At 46.2% G+C, this 20523-nt stretch carries 15 protein-coding genes; 6 read left to right on the top strand and 9 right to left on the bottom strand.

Annotated features, from left to right (window positions below; genetic code table 11):
- Positions 1-301: 301 nt before the first annotated feature.
- Positions 302-2455: a polyribonucleotide nucleotidyltransferase gene (locus QUA47_RS13485; RefSeq protein ID WP_333431106.1), complete on the bottom strand. Its 2154-nt coding sequence runs from the start codon at positions 2453-2455 to the stop codon at positions 302-304.
- A gap of 460 nt (positions 2456-2915) precedes the next feature.
- On the opposite strand from QUA47_RS13485, the gene QUA47_RS13480 reads away from it, so the two are divergent.
- A complete protein-coding gene (locus QUA47_RS13480) occupies positions 2916-6287 on the top strand; it encodes a DEAD/DEAH box helicase (RefSeq protein ID WP_333431105.1) in 3372 nt (1123 codons plus the stop codon).
- Positions 6288-6344: 57 nt separating this feature from the next.
- On the opposite strand, the gene QUA47_RS13475 is transcribed toward QUA47_RS13480, so the two are convergent.
- Complete coding sequence (locus tag QUA47_RS13475) at positions 6345-6614, bottom strand: hypothetical protein (RefSeq protein ID WP_333431104.1); 270 nt, start codon at positions 6612-6614, stop codon at positions 6345-6347.
- Here QUA47_RS13475 and QUA47_RS13470 point away from each other — a divergent pair.
- Positions 6588-7415, top strand: a complete 828-nt coding sequence (locus QUA47_RS13470; RefSeq protein WP_333431103.1) for an SWIM zinc finger family protein — start codon at positions 6588-6590, stop codon at positions 7413-7415. The two genes, QUA47_RS13475 and QUA47_RS13470, sit on opposite strands and share 27 nt — an antisense overlap.
- Before the next feature lie 151 nt (positions 7416-7566).
- Here the strand turns inward: QUA47_RS13470 and QUA47_RS13465 are convergent, their stop codons facing one another.
- Both QUA47_RS13465 and queG read right to left on the bottom strand, forming a co-directional pair.
- The gene (locus QUA47_RS13465) at positions 7567-8205 is read right to left on the bottom strand and encodes an HAD-IA family hydrolase (protein ID WP_333431102.1); all 639 of its coding nucleotides are present in this window, start codon (positions 8203-8205) and stop codon (positions 7567-7569) included.
- 254 nt (positions 8206-8459) lie between these two features.
- Positions 8460-9425, bottom strand: a complete 966-nt coding sequence (gene queG, locus QUA47_RS13460) for a tRNA epoxyqueuosine(34) reductase QueG (RefSeq protein WP_333431101.1) — start codon at positions 9423-9425, stop codon at positions 8460-8462.
- A 278-nt stretch (positions 9426-9703) separates the two neighbouring features.
- Here queG and QUA47_RS13455 point away from each other — a divergent pair, with 278 nt between their 5' ends.
- Together QUA47_RS13455 and QUA47_RS13450 are read left to right on the top strand one after the other, a co-directional pair.
- Positions 9704-10666, top strand: a complete 963-nt coding sequence (locus QUA47_RS13455) for an orange carotenoid protein N-terminal domain-containing protein (protein ID WP_190661835.1) — start codon at positions 9704-9706, stop codon at positions 10664-10666.
- A 354-nt stretch (positions 10667-11020) separates the two neighbouring features.
- Positions 11021-11446 (top strand): nuclear transport factor 2 family protein, encoded by a 426-nt coding sequence (locus tag QUA47_RS13450; RefSeq protein ID WP_333216749.1) that lies wholly within the window; start codon positions 11021-11023, stop codon positions 11444-11446.
- 354 nt (positions 11447-11800) lie between these two features.
- Here the strand turns inward: QUA47_RS13450 and QUA47_RS13445 are convergent, their stop codons facing one another.
- The 3 genes from QUA47_RS13445 to rsmH all read right to left on the bottom strand — a co-directional run bounded on the left by QUA47_RS13445 (position 11801) and on the right by rsmH (position 15864).
- Positions 11801-12223 (bottom strand): ATP-binding protein, encoded by a 423-nt coding sequence (locus QUA47_RS13445; protein WP_006633914.1) that lies wholly within the window; start codon positions 12221-12223, stop codon positions 11801-11803.
- A gap of 496 nt (positions 12224-12719) precedes the next feature.
- Positions 12720-14393 (bottom strand): SpoIIE family protein phosphatase, encoded by a 1674-nt coding sequence (locus QUA47_RS13440; RefSeq protein ID WP_333287874.1) that lies wholly within the window; start codon positions 14391-14393, stop codon positions 12720-12722.
- 568 nt (positions 14394-14961) lie between these two features.
- Entirely contained in the window at positions 14962-15864 is a 903-nt protein-coding gene (rsmH, locus tag QUA47_RS13435) for a 16S rRNA (cytosine(1402)-N(4))-methyltransferase RsmH (RefSeq protein ID WP_333431100.1), read from the bottom strand.
- Between the two features lie 58 nt (positions 15865-15922).
- Here rsmH and QUA47_RS13430 point away from each other — a divergent pair, with 58 nt between their 5' ends.
- Positions 15923-17107, top strand: coding sequence for an NAD(P)H-quinone oxidoreductase subunit H (locus QUA47_RS13430; RefSeq protein WP_006633911.1), 1185 nt, complete (start codon positions 15923-15925; stop codon positions 17105-17107).
- A gap of 232 nt (positions 17108-17339) precedes the next feature.
- Positions 17340-18551: a class I SAM-dependent methyltransferase gene (locus QUA47_RS13425; protein WP_333431099.1), complete on the top strand. Its 1212-nt coding sequence runs from the start codon at positions 17340-17342 to the stop codon at positions 18549-18551.
- Positions 18552-18602: 51 nt separating this feature from the next.
- Here QUA47_RS13425 and QUA47_RS13420 read toward each other — a convergent pair whose 3' ends face one another.
- The gene (locus QUA47_RS13420) at positions 18603-19250 is read right to left on the bottom strand and encodes a hypothetical protein (protein WP_333431098.1); all 648 of its coding nucleotides are present in this window, start codon (positions 19248-19250) and stop codon (positions 18603-18605) included.
- A gap of 79 nt (positions 19251-19329) precedes the next feature.
- Positions 19330-20463 (bottom strand): DNA cytosine methyltransferase, encoded by a 1134-nt coding sequence (locus QUA47_RS13415; RefSeq protein WP_333431097.1) that lies wholly within the window; start codon positions 20461-20463, stop codon positions 19330-19332.
- Positions 20464-20523 lie beyond the last annotated feature (60 nt).

The following is a 20523-nucleotide window of genomic DNA, read 5'->3' as shown; positions in this document are numbered from 1 at the left end:
TTTTTTTTATGTTTCTGAGTGATTTAACCGCAGAGGGCGCTGAGGGCGCAGAGGAAGAGGGGAGAGAGATGAATAATTTGAAAGTTTATTTATAGCAACCGCCGAGGGTAAAGTGCGCGACTGTATTAACTTCTACAGCCGATCGCACTTTTGTCGATCTGTCGCTGTCGCGCACCTACTCCCAAATCAATCTGAAACTATCAGATTTAATCTCAATTAGCAATTAGCAATTACTAATTACGAGTTAGCAATTAGCAATTAGCAATTACTCTACAAGTAATTACCAATTACCAACTGTAAACTATTTATTCAACGCTTCGCGGGCGGCTACCGCTTCGTCGGGATGAATATTCAAGCGGGTCAAATTAATTCGACCTTTATTGTCAATTTCTCGCACTTTGACAATCACTTCATCGTTTACAGCTAACTCGTCTTCCACTTTGCCAACGCGGTAGTCCGCTAACTGGGAAATGTGAATCATGCCTTCTTTTCCGGGCAAAATTTCCACGAAAGCGCCGATCGGAATAATTCGAGTTACGCGGCCGACATACACGTCTCCTGCATTCAACTTGCGCGTCATGCCTTGGACAATGTTGTAAGCCCGCTGAGCTTTTTCGCTGTCGTTGCCAGCAATTGTCACGGTTCCGTCGTCTTCGATGTCAATTTTGACACCGGTTTCTTCGGTGATGGCTTTGATCGTTTTGCCACCAGGCCCAATTACCAAACCGATAAATTCCGGATCGATTTTCAGGGTTAGCAAACGCGGTGCAAACGGCGACATTTCCTTGCGGGGAGTGTCGATGGTTGCCAGCATTCTTTCTAAAATTTGCAGTCTGGCCGGTTTGGCTTGGCGGATGGCATTGGCAATCACATCTAAGGGCAAACCTTTGATTTTCATGTCCATCTGCAAAGCGGTAATACCGGTGTCGGTACCAGCTACTTTGAAGTCCATGTCGCCTAAAAAGTCTTCAATTGCCTGAATGTCAGTCAAAATTCGGACTTCATCGCCTTCTTTAATTAAGCCCATTGCCGCGCCGCTGACGGGTTGGGAAAGGGGAACGCCTGCATCCATTAATGCTAGCGTTGAGGCGCAAACTGAACCCATTGAGGTGGAACCGTCGGAAGAAAGGACTTCTGAAACTACGCGAATCACGTAGGGGAAATCTTCTTTGGATGGCAAAACCGGCAGCAAAGCGCGTTCTGCGAGGGCTCCGTGACCGATTTCTCGGCGTCCGGGCGATCGCATCGGCTTGGTTTCTCCTACCGAAAACGGCGGGAAATTGTAGTGGTGGAGGTAGCGTTTGTCTTGCTGCGGGTGCAAGTCGTCTCCTAAGTCTTGGGCGTCGCCTGGGGTTCCCAGGGTAGCTGCGGACAAGACTTGAGTCAACCCGCGATTAAACAACCCACTGCCGTGTACTCGCGAGGGCAGCACCCCTACGCGACAAGAAACTTGCCGCACCTCGTCTAGCTTGCGACCGTCTACACGGATGCCATCTTCGAGGATTTGCTGGCGCATGATTTTTTTGGTAACGTCTTTGAAAACGTTGCCGATCGCCTTGCTGTTGGCGGTGGCCGCTACTTTTACCGGGTCCTCTTCCGGGAGTTCGGCGATCGCAGCTTCGACTTCATTTGCCTTAACTTCGTCCAATGCTGCATTGCGCTGATTTTTGTCTGGTTCAAATTTAGACAAAATGGTGCGGATTGGGGCTTGGGCGCGATCGCGAATAAAGTTTTCCAGGGCCGAGTCTAGGGATGGGCGTTCCTCTACCACCAAATCGATCCCCAATTCCGCCATAATTTCGCGCTGCGCTTGAATCAAGTCACAGGCTGCTTCATAGCCGAAGTCGATCGCCTCGATGATATCCTGTTCGGGCAACTGGTTGGCGCCGGCTTCTACCATGATTACTCCGTCAGGAGAACCAGCTACCACGAGATCCAACTCGCCTTCTTTGATTTCGCTGTAAGTTGGGTTGATGATGAAATCGTCCCCTACCAAACCGACTCGCACTGCAGCCATCGGCCCGTAAAACGGCATTTTCGCCAGCAGTATCGCCACCGAAGCCCCCGTCACTGCCAAAACGTCCGGTGGCACTTGTTCGTCCATCGAAACCGTTGTGGCTACAACTTGGATGTCATCTCGCAGCCAGCTTGGAAATAGCGGGCGCAGCGGTCGATCGATCAAACGACCAGTCAAAGTCACTTTTTCTGGGGGACGCCCTTCCCGTCGCAAAAATCCACCGGGAATTTTACCGCCAGCGTAAAGTCTCTCTTCGTAATCCACCAACAGGGGCAGGAAATCAATTCCTTCTCTCCCCTGCGATCGAGTCGCTGTCACTAAAACCGCCGTGTCACCCGACTGAATCAAAACTGCACCGCCTGCTTGAGGCGCTAGTAAACCAATCTTCAGTCTAATATCCCGTCCATCGAAGGATATTGACTTGTCTATCTCTACCATGTAGCACTGCTTCCTTATCTACCACATTCTTTCTCTGTCGGGATCGTAACATTACCACAGGATGTTTGAGAGTCCGACGCCAAAAGACAGGGATAATCGCCTCGCGATCGACTGTCTGCGTCTCGATCGTAAGCATTTATACTGGAAAATTATTTTTTGCGGTCTGGGGTCGATTCTCCGGTCGATTCTCCGGTCGATCGCCCGCTAAACGCCTTCCATAGATGGTACTATGAATTTTCATTTGGGAATTGGGACGTTGAAGGAAGAAGGAAGAAGGATTTAGTTATCTAGGACAGGGAATAAGCCGTAAGGTGGTTAGGGCGCACCCTACATATACAGGTTCTACCTAATTCCTGTCTGGCTCAAAATATCCTTTGTTTGTTAAAAAAAATATTCATAAATCCCATATAAATGCTGTAGTCAACCTCGCAAATAAATAAAAATATCAGGGTAAAAAAAGATGGCAATTTTACACGGCAGTTGGCTACTTGACAATGAGAAAAGTTGCTTATTTATTTGGGGAGAAACTTGGCGAAAATTAGGGGCGATTGACACCACAGCGGGGATAAATATACAGCATCCCTTAGCAATGACCGAAGCTGAATTTAAGACTTTCCTAAATTCCTTGCAGCAGTCGGGAAAACTGGATTGGCAATTACCGGAAACCGCAGAAAATCAACCGGAAAAAAGCAAAAAAACTCGGCGATCGCCCAAAACTCAAAACGCAGAAATTACCGCCCCAAACTCCTCAATTCAAAGGGAAATTCGGGCGATCGCACTTCCCACCCAAATCTCAGAATCGAACGCAAATCTGATGCCGCAGCACTCAGCCGCAGCACTTGAGGAACCCGCTAAAACCGAGGATCTTTACCTTTATCCCTGGCAAGTCGAGGGTTTGTGTCTCAACCCTCAAGCAGCTTTTGTTTTCTTGCAATCACTACCGCTTAACAGTACGGAACCCGACTCTTTTGTCGGCTCAGATTTGCGTTTTTGGTCTCATATTGCTAGGTGGAGTTTGGATTTGTTGGCAAGATGCAAATTTTTGCCTGGATTGGAGAAACAGTCGGACGGTTCTGCTATTGCCAAATGGCAACCCCTGTTAGATAGTTCTACAGATACACTCCGCCTCGCCACTTTTGTCAAGCAAATGCCGACGGCTTGCAGAACATATCAATCGAAGGAAGAAGGAAGTTCGGCAACGGATTCTGTAACGGATGTAACGGATGTCAGGAAGAAGGAAGAAGGAAGAAGGAAGAAGGAAGAAGGAAGAGGGGAAAAGGAAGAAGAATCCAGTCAATTGCCTTTAGCGGTGGATTTGCCGATGGGGGCGGAGGAATTGGTGTTAGGCTTTTTGAGTAGTATTGTAGATAGTCAAGTGCGATCCTCTTCGAGGGCTGCGCTAACGGCTGGTAGCTCTACTTTAGACATCAAAACAGTTTCTCCTGTGCGCGACTGGCTGCAAGCTTTGCAGCAGGAATCTGGGATTGTGCAAGTAGAAACAGCAGCATTGGAAAACTTGGCAACCAAGCTGAGTGCTTGGACTGCACCGCTGCAAAACCAATTATCTCAACAAAGTCAATTTCGCACTTGCTTTCAACTCATACCACCAGCGCCCGGTAAAGCCAACTGGAATTTAAATTATTGCTTGCAAGCAGCAGATGAAACCGAATTTTTGGTAGACGCGACAACGGTTTGGAACAACTCTGTCGAGCGTTTGGCTTATGCGGGGCGGACAATAGAATTACCTCAAGAAACTTTGCTCAGCGGCTTGGGTTTAGCCTCGAAACTTTATCCGTTAATTGAACCGAGTTTGCAAGCACAGCGGCCTCAATCTTGCCAATTAAATCCGCTGCAAGCTTACGAGTTTATTAAGTCTGTAGCTTGGCGGTTTGCTGATAGCGGGTTGGGCGTAGTTTTGCCGCCGAGTTTGACAAAGACGGATGGCTGGGCGAGTCGTTTGGGTTTGAGCATTCAAGCGGAAACTCCGAAAGTGACTCCGGCGAAAGGTGGGTTGGGATTGCAAAGTCTGCTAAATTTTAAGTGGGAATTGACGATCGGCGGACAGCGCATTTCTAAGGCAGAATTTGACAGATTGACCGCTTTGAATTCGCCTTTGGTGGAAATTAACGGCGAGTGGGTGGAGTTGCGCGCGCCGGATGTGAAAGCGGCTCAAACTTTTTTTGCCAGCCGCAAAGAGCAAATGACTCTTTCTTTGGAGGATGCTTTGCGTTTGGCGTCGGGCGATACTCAGATGATCGAAAAATTGCCTGTGGTGAATTTTGAGGCTACGGGTCAACTTCAGGAATTGTTGAATACTTTGAGCGATAATCAAGCGGTAAGTGCGATCGCAACTCCGGCTAGTTTCCGAGGACAATTGCGGCCTTATCAAGCCCTAGGAGCAGGCTGGTTAGCATTTTTAGAACGCTGGGGTTTAGGTGCTTGTCTCGCGGACGATATGGGATTGGGGAAGACGATCGAGCTAATTGCTTTCCTCGTGCACTTACAGGAACAAGATTCTCTAGAAGCGCCAACATTACTGGTTTGTCCGACATCAGTATTGGGGAATTGGGAGCGCGAAGTCAAGAAATTTGGGCCGACGCTAAAAGTGTTAGTTCACCACGGAGACAAGCGCGCTAAAGGCAAAGCATTTGCGGCTGAAATTAAACGAAAGGATTTAATAATTACCAGTTATGCCCTGGTGTTTCGCGATGCGAAGGAATTTCAAGCCATTAAATGGCAAGGATTGGTTTTAGATGAAGCGCAAAATATTAAAAATTCCGAGGCGAAGCAGTCGCAAGCGGTGCGACAAATCGAGGCATCTTTTAGAATTGCGCTGACGGGAACTCCGGTGGAAAATAGACTGCAAGAATTGTGGTCAATTTTAGAATTTCTGAATCCCGGCTATTTGGGACCCCGCAATTTCTTTCAGCGCCGATTTGCAATTCCGATCGAGAAATACGGAGATAGGGAATCTTTGCAGACTTTGCGATCGCTCGTTCGGCCTTTCATCCTCCGCCGCCTGAAAACAGACAAAGAAATCATCCAAGATTTGCCCGAAAAACAGGAGATGACTGTATTTTGTGGGCTGGCGGCTCAACAGGCGGTATTATATCAGAAAATAGTCGAAGAGTCAATAGCGGAATTAGAATCAGCAGAAGGCATTCAGCGCCGGGGAATGATTCTGGCTTTGCTGGTAAAACTCAAGCAACTTTGCAACCATCCGGCACTTGTGAAAGCAGAAGCTAAGCCGAAAGAATTGGAGATTAAGAGTCAGGAATCGGGGAAATTGCAGCGGTTGGTGGAAATGTTAGAAGAGGTGATCGCTGAGGGCGATCGGGCTTTAATTTTTACTCAATTTGCCGAATGGGGAAAACTCCTGAAACCGCATCTAGAACAGCATTTAGGGCGAGAAGTTTTGTTCTTGTACGGAGGAATTCGGCAACAGCAGCGGGAAGAAATGATCGATCGCTTCCAGCACGACCCCCAAGGCCCGCCGATTATGATTTTATCTTTAAAAGCAGGCGGCACAGGTTTGAACCTAACCAGAGCCACCCACGTTTTTCACTATGACAGATGGTGGAATCCCGCAGTAGAAAATCAGGCAACTGACCGCGTATTTCGTATCGGTCAAACTCGCAACGTGCAAGTCCATAAATTTGTCTGCACTGGCACGTTAGAGGAGAAAATACACGATATGATCGAAAGCAAAAAAGCTCTAGCCGAACAAGTTGTCAGCGCCGGCGAAAACTGGCTCACCGAGCTAGATACAGACCAACTTCGGAATTTACTAATCCTCGATCGCAATGCTATCATAGAAACGGAAGAAGAATAATGTGCTTAATTTTCTTCGGTTTCGAGTGAGGACTTTAGTTCTCAACCATCAGAGGAATTACGCACTCTGACCACATAAACCGGGTTTTCTACCAGGATTAAAGGTTATAGTCCTGTTTTTTCGTAAAAAACCCGGTTTCTGACTCTCGCGACGATAACTAAAGCTTTCTTCCTCCTTCCTTCTCTCGCGACGATAACTAAAGCTTTCTTCCTTCTTCCTTCTTCCTTCTCTCGCGACGATAACTAAAGCTTTCTTCCTTCTTCCTTCTTCCTTCTTCCTTCTTCCTTCTTCCTTCGGCTTATGATTGACAGAGAATGGTGGACACAACAGTGGTTAGATTTAATCAATACCTACCGCTTCAAAAAGCGCTTAGAACGTGGCTGGCAGTACGCGCGCGAAGGTAAAGTTCTCAGCATTAAATTTCCCAATCAAGAAGTAATTGCCATAGTTCAAGGAACCGATCCAAAACCCTATCAAGTTTCTTTAGGACTGGATACATTGACTGATGAAGATTGGGATTATGTGATTGAAAATATGTCCCAAAGAGCAGTTTTTTCAGCTAAACTCTTAGCAGGAGAAATGCCGCACAATATTGAAGATGTATTTGCAGCAGCAGGCAAAACGCTATTTCCGTTAAGCTTATCTGATATTCGATCGCGCTGTAGCTGTCCTGACCCCAAAAACCCTTGCAAACACATCAGTGCAGTATATTACTTATTGGGCGATCGCTTCAGCGAAGACCCCTTCGTACTCTTTCAACTGCGGGGGAGAACCAAAGAGCAAATCTTGACAGCACTTCGTCAAAGACGAGGTACGCAAGGAGAGGAAAATTCCCAAATCAACTCCGGCGAAAATTCCCCCACTACGAATCCTAAATTGCCGAAGGTCGATCGCTTTTGGGAATACAATCAGCAGCTAGAATCATCTTTAGTAGTTATTGTACCGCCGCCCAGCAGCGAGACAGTATTAGATATCTTAGGCCCAATTCCCCTCGCAACCGACGGAAAAGGAACCGCTAGCAAATCCTCGCCCGCCTCTGACGCACTCAAGCAGCATTTTAGCAAAATCTACCAAGCCGTTAGCCAGCAAGCAGTTTTAGCAGCACTGAAACGGGGCGAAGGAGAGTAACATAATTTACTCGCAGAGATGATACTAGGGACTCTGGCTGATAACAAATCAGGCTTTTATACCTCTTTTATTCTTTAGTCCCTCTCTGTTGGAACGAGAGTTTGGGTAGAAGAGATTTCAACCGACGAGTCTTACTTTTTGCAATTTCAGTTTACACTTCCCACAAATTACTCATAATCTCTATCAATTCCTGGGGGCGTTTAATCAAAAAATCGGGATTGTGTGCAGCCAAAGCCTCCTGAGAATTAAAACCCCAAGCTACAGCAATTACCTTAATTCCTGTTTTTCGAGCCGCTTCAATATCTCTAATCTCATCTCCCACATAAACGACTTGTTTAGGATTTATATGTTCTGTCTTTAGCCAGCTATTAATAACTTTATGTTTGCCAAAAGTTGAACCCGAGTAAATAAATGTGAAAGTGTCTTGCAAACCATTTGTTTCCAGCGATGCCAAGACATTTTCTCGGGAATTAGATGTGATAATGCCCAGTTGAAAGCCCAGTTTTGTTAGAGCGAGTAAAACTTCTTTAATTCCCGGAAATAATTTAATATTGGGAATTTCACTGCGTAACTCTGCTTTCAACATTCTAATCAACAGCGGGAATTTGAAGATAGAAATGCCCGAATACTGAAGGAGTTGCCAAGAAGTTAAATTGCTCAGTTGAGCGATTTGCTCTTTGGTCGCCGATTTAAAACCTAATTCTACTGACAAACGGTTAGTGATGCTCAGAAGAATATCGATTGTATCTGCTAAAGTACCGTCAAAATCAAAAATAATTACTTTGGTCATTGGACAATAGCAAATAAGGAACGGGGGAGCATAAAATTTTAGATTTTAGATTTTAGATTTTAGATTTTAGATGGGAAGGACTTACTGTATAATGTATTGACTATTGGCGCTCCGTTTTAGATTTTAGATTTTAGATTTTAGATGGGGAATGACTTACTGCATAATATATTGACTATTGGCGCTCCGTAAATACCCTAGAGGTATTATCTATAGGGTAAGGTGCCCCCTAAGCACCCTGACGAACATCTCAACTTTTAAGGGTTAATTTGATTGGCTTTGGCATTGCGCCGCAGCATTTCGGGTTTAATGCGCCGCAGCGCCGAAGCGGTAAATCTGCGGTTCCATTCCTCGTCGGAAATGTCCGCTAATTCTGCAAGTGTCGGCGCTATATTTTCAGGATAAGGCTCAAACTCTGCAACATCAGTTGGTTTAGCAAATCGCTGATTCCAAGGACAAACATCCTGACAAATGTCGCAGCCTGCTACCCAACCTTGTAAATTAGATGCAATTTCGTCGGGCAATGTTTCGGCTCGATTCTCGATCGTGTGATAGGCTATACATCGATCGGCATTCACCACAAAAGGCTCAGTAATTGCCCCCGTCGGACACGCCTCAATGCAGCGAGTGCAAGTACCGCAATGTTCCGTATGGGGTTCATCGGGCGCTAACTCCAAATTAGTCAAGATTTCTCCCAAAAACACCCAAGAACCGTATTCGCGCGAAATTACATTACCATTTTTGGCAATCCAGCCAATCCCTGCACGCTGCGCCCACATTTTATCTTGAATCGGCCCGGTATCAGCATAATACCGCGCTTCAATTCCCTCGCCTTGCGATCGCACCCAATTTGCCAAAACCTTCAGTTTTTTGTGCAGGATTTTGTGATAATCCCTTCCCCAGCCGTAGCGAGAGATTTTAGCATATTCGACCCCTGGCTCGACCCTCCCCTCCAAAGGGGGATTCGGGGGGCGTTGGTGAGGCGTGTAGTAGTTCATGGCGACACATATTAAGGACTGCACCTCTGGCATCACCAATTGAATATCCTGCCGCTTTGGGTTTGCCATCCATGCCATATCCGCCTGATAACCCTTGTCCAGCCAAGCCTGCAATCGTTGTTTTTCTAGATCGAAATCCGCGTCTTTTGAGGCTATCCCGACTTTGTGAAATCCCAACTCAAGGGCTTTTTGCTTCACCAAAATGCTGCTACTTGGCGCTTTCATTTGATATCAGGTAAATATTTACCTTTTGTATTGACTATTTTGATTTTATATGATATTTAAAGCAATTTTTAACGATCGGTTTCCTAAATAAACTAATTCCGCGCACAATCTAGTGACGGCGATCGCAATTTACCAAACCATTCATCATAATTTTATAAGTCAGCTATATGTAATTTATATTTGCAATTTTTAACAAAACGTTACATAATTTAATCAAGGGAGCTTGACGTTTCCTAACTCCAGTAGCTCACTACAACCACAAATCCCACAGCATACACATGGCAGTTAGTATTCAATCAGCTCAATCTATTTTCTCCAACATGGAGATTGCTAGCGCTGTTCCGGCTACCACCGAAGCATTTTACAAACTCAGCGTTGAAGACCAACTAGCCTTGCTCTGGTATGCCTACACCGAAATGGGTATTTCCATCACCCCAGCAGCTCCCGGAGTAGCCAGCATGGCGCTTGTTGAAGGCATACTGAGCGAAATCAAGCAAATGTCGCCGGCTGCTCAAAGCAAAACCATGTTTGACCTAGCCAGCAACGCCGACACAACGATCGGCCGGATTTACACTTCCTTGCGCGTCAACACCAAACTCGGTTTCTGGTACGAGTTGGGACAGTTGATGAAACAGGGCCTTGTCGCTCCGATCCCCGCTGGCTATCAAATGTCTCCCGAAGCCACCACAGTTCTAGAAACCATCAAGAAACTAGATCCCAGTCAGCAAATTACCGTACTTCGCAACACCGTAGTTAACATGGGCTATGACCCTGCTTTTAGCCAAGAGTACGGCAAACGCTCAGCCCCCCGCAGCACTCCCACCGCTCCAGAAGAGCGGGTGAAAACCAAAATTGAGGGTATCAGCGAGCAGACTGTCCTCAACTACATCGACTACATGAACGCCTTCGACTTCACCCCAGCGATCGGTTTATTTGCTGAAGAAGGCGCCCTGCAACCACCTTTCCAAAAGCCGATCGTCGGTCGCGAAGCTATCCTCAACTATATGCGGGAAGAGTGCATCGGACTGAAAATGATGCCCCAGCAAGGCGTATCGGAACCCGCAGAAGATGGCTACCGCCAAGTGAAAGTCACCGGCAAAGTCGAAACTCCCTGGTTCGGCGCGAATGTGGGAATGAACATCGCGTGGCGGTTTTTGTTAGATCCCCAAGGTCAAATTTTCTTTGTGGCGATCGACTTGTTGGCATCTCCTAAGGAATTGCTCAATTTGATCCGCCAATAGAATCATCTTGTTGGCTCTGTTAAACAGGCTGGCTCAGAAACCCAGATGCCATTAGGTGTCTGGGTTTCTATCATTTTAGATTTTAGATTTTAGATTTTAAATTTTATCTTCAAGAATTGAAGGATGGAAAATGACTGATGGTATCAGGGTTTGCAGCTTGGCTACACTGGTATTTTTTGACAGTAGTATTGATTTTGGTCGATCGCTTTGAAAGCTGCACTCGACGCTCTCCGGTTCCCGGTTCCTCCTTTTTTCGGAGAATTATTTTCCTACCCCTACTTATATCTTTTGAGGGATTTGCTGCGACAAAGAGAATGATTACAGTATACTCATTCATTTGAAATCACTTGTTTTATGACCGCAACAACTCGACCTATTTTAACAAGCTCTATAAAGATTCCAGGCATCACAATGCCAGGGATACTGCAATATTTTGAAACTTTAAACGCGGGCGATTTTGAAGCGACGGCTAATTTATTTGCCGATGATGGGGTTCTGCACGCGCCGTTTGAAGAGCCAATTATTGGCAGCATCTCGATCGCCACTTATCTCAAAAAAGAAGCACGAGGAATGCAGCTAGAACCCCAGCAAGGTGTCAGCCAAATTTTAGAAGATGGCAAGGTAGAAGTTCAGGTCAGCGGCCGGGTGCAAACTCCCGCATTTGGTGTTAATGTCGGATGGCTGTTCTTGCTCAATTCTGACCAAAAACTCCTTTCTGTCACCGTCAAACTGTTAGCTTCTCCCCAAGAGTTGCTAAATCTGCGGTCACATAAGAAATAAGATGTTTGATAAGGTGTTTCACATTTAAATTGCCTATTTTGGTTTGACCTGTCGATCGCACGTAATAGCTAAAATCGTGCGATCGACAGGTTAATCGGCTTTTTCTGGCAAGAATGAGGCAGAAACCGGGTTTTTATGCAAATCGTTGGTGAAGTGCCACTCACGGTATAAAAATCCCGTTTCTTCGGTATTTGTGCGATCGGGACTGTATTCCTACAATCTTACAGTCTCGCGTTGGGCCGACGATACGGAACGACAAAGTGGCTGTCACCGCAGCGTGCGACAGACAGCCAAAGCGAGTCAAAAAGTGCATTGCCAATCACTAATCACTCATGACTAATGACTAAGCACTAATTAAGATTTTTCCGGCAAACTCGCTTCCAACTTTAGACAGTTGCGACCGTCTATTTGCAAAGTGTAGTCCACCCGATCCATAAGTCTGCTCATAATCAGCCAGCCGTAGCCGCTTTCCTGTTTAGCTTCCGGCCTCGGGGGATTGTAAGTATCCATTTCGTAACCTTTACCGTAATCCCAAATTTCTAAACCAATATCCCTATTTTTTAAATTCAAACGAATTAACACGGGCAAATTGGGTTGATCTTTGTGAGCATGGCGGATCACGTTAGAATAGGCTTCTGCTAACACCAAGCGCAAACGATTCGACTGACGTGGCCAATCGACGTGCTCTCCTAGCTCTACTTCCAAACTGCTCAGCAACCAATTTTCAACAATTGTTAAAAATCGCAAGTCGCTTGGCACATGAAGCTCAGTATTCATAAAAAAATCCCGTAAGTTTGAAAACCCTGTGTCTTCACACCAGGTATGAAACACGACGCGCCGAATGGATTCGGCCTCAATACTTGTCGCTACTCGGGGGATAACAGCCTTTTCTGTTTAAAAATCAGGCATTCATGATTCGGTAGAAGGCAGAGGTTAAGAGTATATTTGAAAACTTTAGTTATGGGCCTAAAGCCCATTAACAATTGATAATTATACCGATACTGCAAGCAGCGAGGTATAAAAAATCTGTGTTTCAATCCTTGGCTTTTAAGCGTTGGTTTTTTCTCACGAATGCCTTCTACGTTAACCTTTTACAGGTGTTTAATCCCCCAGGAAAGCGATTCAGGAAACTAGCTGCGCCATCGCCGGCTAGGTTTTTTACTGTTGACGATAACGCCGTCCTTTGCAGGACTACTCTATGGGCCGTCAACAAGCAGAGCTTAAGTTTTTTCGGCTCTCACCCCCGACTACGTGTCGGGAGTCGCTGACAGATTCAAAGAACCTCCAGAGAGAGTATGGTTTGGTCGTCTTCCTGAACGGGATTGTCAGCTCGGATGTGAGCCAACAAATTGTCCAAGTTGAAAGAACCAGGTTCCTGAATCAAAAGTTGCCAAAGCCCTTCTTGTTGTAGCATAGAACGGGTTGGTACACCCCCTGCGACCGCTTCAGTGGTCACGCTCGCTTCAGTAATTCCGTCACTCGTCAGCAGAAATACATCTCCTGACTTTAATTCGATCGTACCTGCTTTGCCTCTCCAAACTGGTAGTATCCCCAAGGGAATGCCACGAGCTTTCAGGAAATTCGGCTCGGCTGGCGTTTTACCGCTAGCGGCTTGAGCTTTCACCTCCGAGTGAGACCAAACGATCGGATAAATGTGACCGGCATTAGCAAACGCGAGGTGTCCCGTTGACGGAGTGTAACGAGCTACAACCATTGTAATAAAATGGTTGTTCCCGATCAGGTCGTCAGACATACTGCTATTCATATTGTGCATAACACGCTCGGGTTCGGGAGAAACTTCTTGGGAAAGTTCCCGCCGCATCACCGAAATCGCGCTGGCCATAAATAGAGCAGCCGGAACTCCCTTACCCGAAACATCTCCCACCGCTATCCAAATATCCCCTTGGGAGTGGACGTAGACTTCAAAAAAGTCGCCGCCAACTTCCCGCGCGGGATAGCAGCAAGCTTGCACCCTGACAGTTTCAAAATCCGGCCAACTTTGGCGCAACAAGTTTGTTTGGATTTGGCGAGCCACTTCCAACTCGTTTTGCATCTGCTTGGCTAAATCCAGAGTCCGCTGGTAGAGCTTAGCTTGAGACAGGGCGAGAGCAGCTTGAGCTGCTACACCTTCTATTAACTCTATATCTTCTGCCGACCAAGGGTTAGTGCCGCCAATCTGGCACAAAGCCAGTACCGCCAGCAATTCTTGCTGGTAAGTCAGGGGCACGGCAATCTCAACCGAGTTACCATGCCCCCCACTGTTTGAGTTCACTTGAGTTTGGCGGGTGGCTACAGCTTGAACCAGCAAATTTTCATCAAAAGAAAAGGTACTGGCATCGTCGGTGTGGGCTTGGTAGGGGAAGGTACTCGGCAATAGTCGATCGCTCTCTACCGGCCGCAGCATACAATAGTTGGCCTCAAAAGTTTGACCTACGGTTTGAACAATAGTTTGTACCATACTAGAGTAATCTAGCGACCCGCGAATGACGCTCATTACCTCATTGAAAAGAGATTCCTTGCGTAAAGCGCGGCGCAATGCAACGCTGCGCTGCTTGTAGTATTTGTAAGTTTCTGAGGCTTGATTGATCACCAATTTGAGTTCTTCTGGATTCCACGGTTTGGTGATGTATTTGAAAACTTGACCTGAGTTGATGGCCTCAACCAAATCTTCAACATCGGTGTATCCCGTTAGCAGAATCCGAATCGTATCGGGAAATCGCTCGACTGTTTTCCCCAAAAACTCGGTGCCATTCATTTCTGGCATCCGCTGGTCAGATATAATCACCGCCATCTCGCCCTGTTCGTCTAGAACTTCCAGGGCGCTGAGCGCGCTATCTGCTTTGTAAACCTGAAAGTCGCGTCGAAACGTCCGGTACAATAAATCCAAGTTGTCGGGTTCGTCATCGACTACCATCAGTTTCAGCTTGCTTCCATCTCCCCGACTCATCTTTCTTCCCCCTTGAAAACCCCCACCATAGCTGTAATCAGCAAGGTGGCGGGAGGAAAAGGGGGGCTGGATATATGCAACATATCAGTTACGTCAAGTTGAGTTAAAGAAACCCGTTTTACCTCAAGGTGAGCATTCCTTTCGCACCATCTGTTCGCACAACAGATGAGAGGCTTTCGATACTGTAACCCGCCTCGGTAGGCCGCTTCAATAGGGAAAATTCCCGAGTCAGCTTTCACGCTGTGATACGAGCAATGACCTTGTTAGCAGTCGGTACTTTTCTAAACACACCAGCATTCAAAACGGCTAATTAATGCTCTGATTGCAGAGTTCTTAACTAGCTGGGCACTGTCCTCGGTGTGAATTTTAACACTTACTACTAACGCAGGTATGGCTACCTAAGTCTGGTCAACACCGGCTGTATTTCAGACCGCACTGTACCCGGAGGGTTAGTGGTGGGTTGTTGGCGCTATTCCCTACATCTTTGCCGAATCGCACTTGATTGCTGCATTCAAGTCCCCCTAATCTCTGAACTTTTTGCAGCAAGCATATTACTACGACTGCCGAATCAAGTTAATCTTTCTGCCAGTCTGAGCTTAGCAGAACGAGAGCGGGGATTTCTAGCTACTTCTTCGGATTGTGGCCCGATCGGCTTTTTTGTCAGTACCTGCAAATTGGGTGTTCCTCTGAGTTGGTGCTTGACTGGTCGGTCTTCCAGACTGTGAAATGTAATGATTCCGATTCTCCCACCTGGTTTTAACCACCCTGGCGCTTGGTGGAGGAAAGTTTCTAAAGAAGCGAGTTCAGAGTTGACAGCTATCCTTAAAGCTTGGAAGGTGCGGGTGGCCGGATGGATTCTGCCGTTGCGCTGCTTGGGGGGGAAGCTGGAGGCGATCGCCCCTGCAAGTTCTGTTGTAGTTTGAAAAGGACGCCCTTGCACAATCCGCCTCGCAATGCGCCGCGACAGCCGCTCCTCGCCGTACTTGTAAATAATATCTGCTAGTTTAACTTCTTCCCAGTGGTTGATAATCTCTTCTGCCGTCAAAGATTGCTGCTGGTTCATACGCATATCTAGTTGAGCTGGGTGGCGAAAACTAAATCCTCGTTCCGGTGTATCGAACTGAGCAGAGCTGACGCCCAAGTCTGCTATGATACCATCAAATTCGGCTTCTGAGGACTGATATTCAGCAAAGTTGCCGTGCCAAAACTCAACGGGCGAGTTGGCAAATCTGGCTTGGCAAAAACGGATGGCTTGTTCATCGCGGTCGATCGCCACCACTGTAACATCTGGCGCCGCCGCTAAAATCAAACTCGTGTGTCCGCCGCCTCCAAGCGTCGCGTCCAAATAGTGCCCGCCTGGGCGCACAGCCAAACCCGCAATTAATTCTTGACCCAAAACAGGAACGTGATAGGTGTCAATACTGACATCCGATCCAGGGGTATCCTTCTCACAGAGCTCGATATCCTTCATAATCTATAACAGCCAAACAAAAATCAACAATAGTCAGTAATCATTAATTCATTTAATTATGTCAAGAATTGAGACTAGAACCGAACCGATGGTGCTCAACATGGGGCCGCACCACCCTTCCATGCACGGGGTACTCCGGTTAATTGTCACCCTGGACGGGGAAGATGTGGTGGACTGCGAGCCAGTTTTGGGCTATCTGCACCGGGGGATGGAAAAAATTGCCGAAAATCGCACCAACGTGATGTACGTGCCCTACGTGAGCCGCTGGGACTATGCGGAGGGGATGTTTAACGAAGCGGTGACAGTCAATGCACCGGAAAAGTTGGCGAATATTGCTGTCCCCAGACGGGCGAGTTACATTCGCGTAATCATGCTGGAGTTGAACCGGATTGCTAACCATTTATTGTGGTTGGGGCCGTTTTTGGCGGACGTGGGGGCGCAAACTCCTTTTTTCTATACTATGCGCGATCGCGAGATGATTTTAGACTTGTGGGAAGCAGCCACAGGTTATCGCATGGTGAACAATAACTATTTCCGCATCGGCGGAGTTGCGGCAGATTTGCCCTACGGTTGGGTAGATAAGTGCCAAGATTACTGCGATTATTTCGTTCCCAAAATTGACGAGTACGAACGTTTAATTACCAACAACCCAATCTTCCGCCGCCGGATTGAAGGCCTGGGTACTATTTCTCGCGAAGAAGCGATTAACTGGGGACTTTCCGGCCCGATGTTGCGCGCTTCCGGCGTAAAGTGGGATTTGCGGAAAGTTGATCATTACGAATGTTACGACGACTTCGACTGGGAAGTTTGTACCGAAGCTGCTGGCGATTGTTTGGCCCGGTATGTGGTGCGGATTCGGGAGATGCGCGAGTCGGTTAAGATTATCTATCAAGCCTTGAAAGGACTCCCCGGTGGCTCTTACGAGAATTTGGAAGCCAAGCGCTTAGAAAGCGGGCCCAAATCAGAATGGAATGGTTTTGACTATCAGTTTATTGGCAAAAAAGTTGCGCCGACTTTTAAGATTCCCAAGGGCGAACATTATGTCCGCGTTGAAAGCGGCAAGGGTGAGTTGGGGATTTATATTATCGGGGATGATACTGTGTTTCCCTGGCGCTGGAAGATTCGGACTGCGGATTTTAATAATTTGCAGATTTTGCCTCACATTGTGCGCGGTGTGAAGATTGCGGATTTGGTGGCAATTTTGGGTAGTATCGACATTATTATGGGCTCGGTTGACAGGTAGGTTTTGTCGGTTTTTATTTGAGAATTTAACCCGGTTTTTTTATGGAACCGGGTTGATTTTTTTTAACAGCAGATAAAGGCGGATAGATATCGATTAATTTTGCTGTTAACGTCGCTAAAATGTACCTTATTTCTCTTTTCTCTCTTCCTCTGTGCCCTCTGCGCCCTCTGCGGTTAATAAAAAAAATCTCTACTTCACAAATGAAATAACATCAACTTTGATTCGATAAATTATGAAAGTTCAGCAATCAGATATCAATGACAGCAACTGGGAACTCTGCGCTTTAATCTGCGAAAGAATTGCCGCCAGTCCCCAGCAGCGTATTACTTTTGCTGAATATATGGATTTGGCATTATATCATCCGCAGCACGGATATTATAATAGCGATCGCCCCTCGATTGGCAAACAAGGCGACTTTATCACGTCGCCTCATTGGAGTGCTGATTTTGCGGAGGTTTTGGCAGAGCAGTTTGTGGAAATGTGGGAATTTCTCGATCGCCCTCAAAACTTCGCGATCGTAGAAATGGGCGCTGGGCGGGGAACTTTTGCAGCTAATGTGCTGCAATATCTGCAACGGCAACATCCCGACTTATTTAAAAATTTAACATACATAATTGTTGAAATTTCGCCAAGACTTCAAGCGCAACAACGCCAAAGCTTAAGTGAGATCAAGTGCGTTAAGTGGTGCAACTGGGATGAGATAGTTAATAATTCAATTCTCGGTTGTTTCTTTTCTAACGAGTTAGTGGATGCTTTTCCCGTGCATCAATTTATTCTGGAAGAAGGGCAAGTTAGGGAGATTTACGTTGCCGCAGAAACCCCAAAAAATGAACAAAAAGAGATAAATTTTGTTGAAGTAATTGGCGAAGTTTCCACGCCTAAAATTGCCGAATATTTGGATTTTGTAAGCATCGATTGTTCGGCGAGTGTGTACGGGGATGGTTATCGCAGTGAGGTGAATTTGGCGGCTTTGGACTGGATGAGTACAGTTGCTCAAAAGTTGCAGCGGGGATATTTGTTAACTATTGATTACGGTTATCCGGCGCACCGCTATTACAATCCGAGGCGCAGGGAGGGGACGCTACAGTGTTATTATTTGCACCGACATCACAATAATCCTTATATTAAGGTGGGGCGGCAGGATTTAACGGCTCATGTTAATTTTACGGCGCTGGAAAGGCAGGGGGAATTGTGCGATTTGGATGTGGTAGGGTTTACTCAACAGGCTTTGTTTTTGATGGCGTTGGGTTTGGGCGATCGTATTGCTTCTCTGTCTACAAATGATGCGGAAGTATTGGATTTGGCAACGTTTTTGCGCCGACGGGAGGCTTTGCATCAGTTGATCGATCCGATGGGTTTGGGGGGTTTTGGGGTTTTGGTGCAGTGTAAGGGGTTGAGGGAGGAGGAAAAGGGGAGGATTCTGAAGGGTTTGATGGTGCCTTAAGTTAACTACAATCAGCAACAGGCACTCTTTTCCAATTAGTTTTGTCCTCACTTAAGCGCACTGACTCAGTGGCGGAAATTCCCATTTTCCCGAATATAAAGTAGATGGCAGCTTTAAACAATAGGCAGCAGGAATCACCTCAATTAACCACCAATTAAACATATCTCGTGGAGCCGCAGCAAAACCAGAAATGGCATCCCCAGTAATGGCATTGTACAGAATATCTAAGATGGCATTGTAGGCTATTTTGGTGTTGAGTGTTTGCAGCAAGCCGTAGAAGATATTATAAGCTTCGTCCGTAGCTTGATAGTTTCCGATTTGGTTGATATTAGGGAACAAGGTATCTGCCCAAGTTTCGGGGATTTCACAACCCTCGTTCAGCCAACAAGATACAATTCCTTCAACGATATCAGCTTTGTGTTCTTCAGGAAAGTAATGTTTAATAGTCGGTTTAGCTGCTAATGCTATTCCATAAGCCATATAGACGTATCGCTGATGGGATATGGGATCATGAGGCATTCCAAAGGCTGTCATTACTTCTACAAAGGCTTCTTCTACATTGCACTTTCCACCTGTTTCGTATAAATCACGATACTTTCTATCCCAAACCGTCTGAAGTGTTTGCTGTAATTGGTCTGGAAGAGTTGAGTTGCTGGGCAACTTAAAATCGGTGTAATGACCTATATCAAACTTGATCATTGACTTTCCCTCCTTATGTATCTTCCTTAATCATAAACCAAGAGCCAGTTAATGTTACGCTTCTAATCTACCGCCCATTTCAAATTAACTGCAAACTCTGATCGAATCCCTCGGATTCAGCCCATTTTAAGCGTTGTTGAATTGACATACCCTGCAACTTTTTACTCATTTCATATAAATCAACTTGGGGATAATCCCCCTTAAATAACGGAATCAAAGACTCCACAACAGCAGTGATTCCCTGCGGTGGCACTGCATTGCCAATCTGCCGCCGCACTTCAGTAGTAGAACCTTCAAAAACAAAATCATCTGGAAACGTTTGCAATCTTGCTCTTTCACGATTGGTCAAAGAACGGGGTTCTAAATAATGATAACCCCAAGTCCCGCCACCTCCACCAGCAATGATTGTCGATGATGGTTTATCTGGATGAATTCGCCGATAAACGTGACTGATCATGCCTTTGACATAGTATGGACTATCCTTGGGAATATCAGAGAAATTGCCTCCCGGTTTAATTCGATTTAAAATTTCAACGGTGCGGGCTTGAATTTTATGATGTTTGTTATTGTCAAGAACTGCTTCCACATTTTTGAGTGCTTCGCCCGCAGTTCGATAAGGATTTTTGCAATTTTGACCGTATTCTGGCTGAGGATGCACAAAGTTAAATCCTGTATCCATCCGAATGCCAACTAATAACACTCTTTGGCGAAATTGCGGAACTCCGTAATCAGCAAAGTTGTAGAGTTTAGGCTTAACTAAGTAGCCGGGAGCGATACTTTCAAAATCAGAAATTATTTGTTTTATTGCTTGATAATTATTGGCACTTAATAAGCCTTTGACATTTTCTGCTACAAAAGCTTTGGGCTTTTTTTTATTTACAAATTCGAGAAAATATGTATATAAATTGCCTCTAGTTCCTTCAAGTCCCGGACGTTTCCAAATTAGGGAGAAATCTTGACAGGGGAACCCCCCTATACATATTTCTGCTTCCGGCACTTGTGCAATGTCTATATTTTCTATGCTGTCGTTGATGATGACATTGGCGATGTTTCTGCTGAATGTTTTGCAGGCGTAGTGATTGGAGTCGATCGCCCAAACTACCTCAAATCCGGCTTGGTGGAATGGCAAATCCATGCCGCCGCAACCAGAAAATAAGGATATGAGTCGCGGTTTTTTTGTCCAGGCGATCGGCTGGAGACGTTCGATTAACATAGGAGTGTAAAGTTAGCCAAGGGCGGGCTGGATGCCCGCACCACAAGAGTGTCATCATAC

The sequence above is a fragment of the Microcoleus sp. MON2_D5 genome (assembly GCF_036701905.1).
In the GTDB taxonomy this organism is placed as follows: Bacteria; Cyanobacteriota; Cyanobacteriia; order Cyanobacteriales; family Microcoleaceae; genus Microcoleus.
The sequence above is the reverse complement of the archived record's forward strand: the minus strand, read 5'-3'. Positions and strand labels throughout refer to the sequence as shown.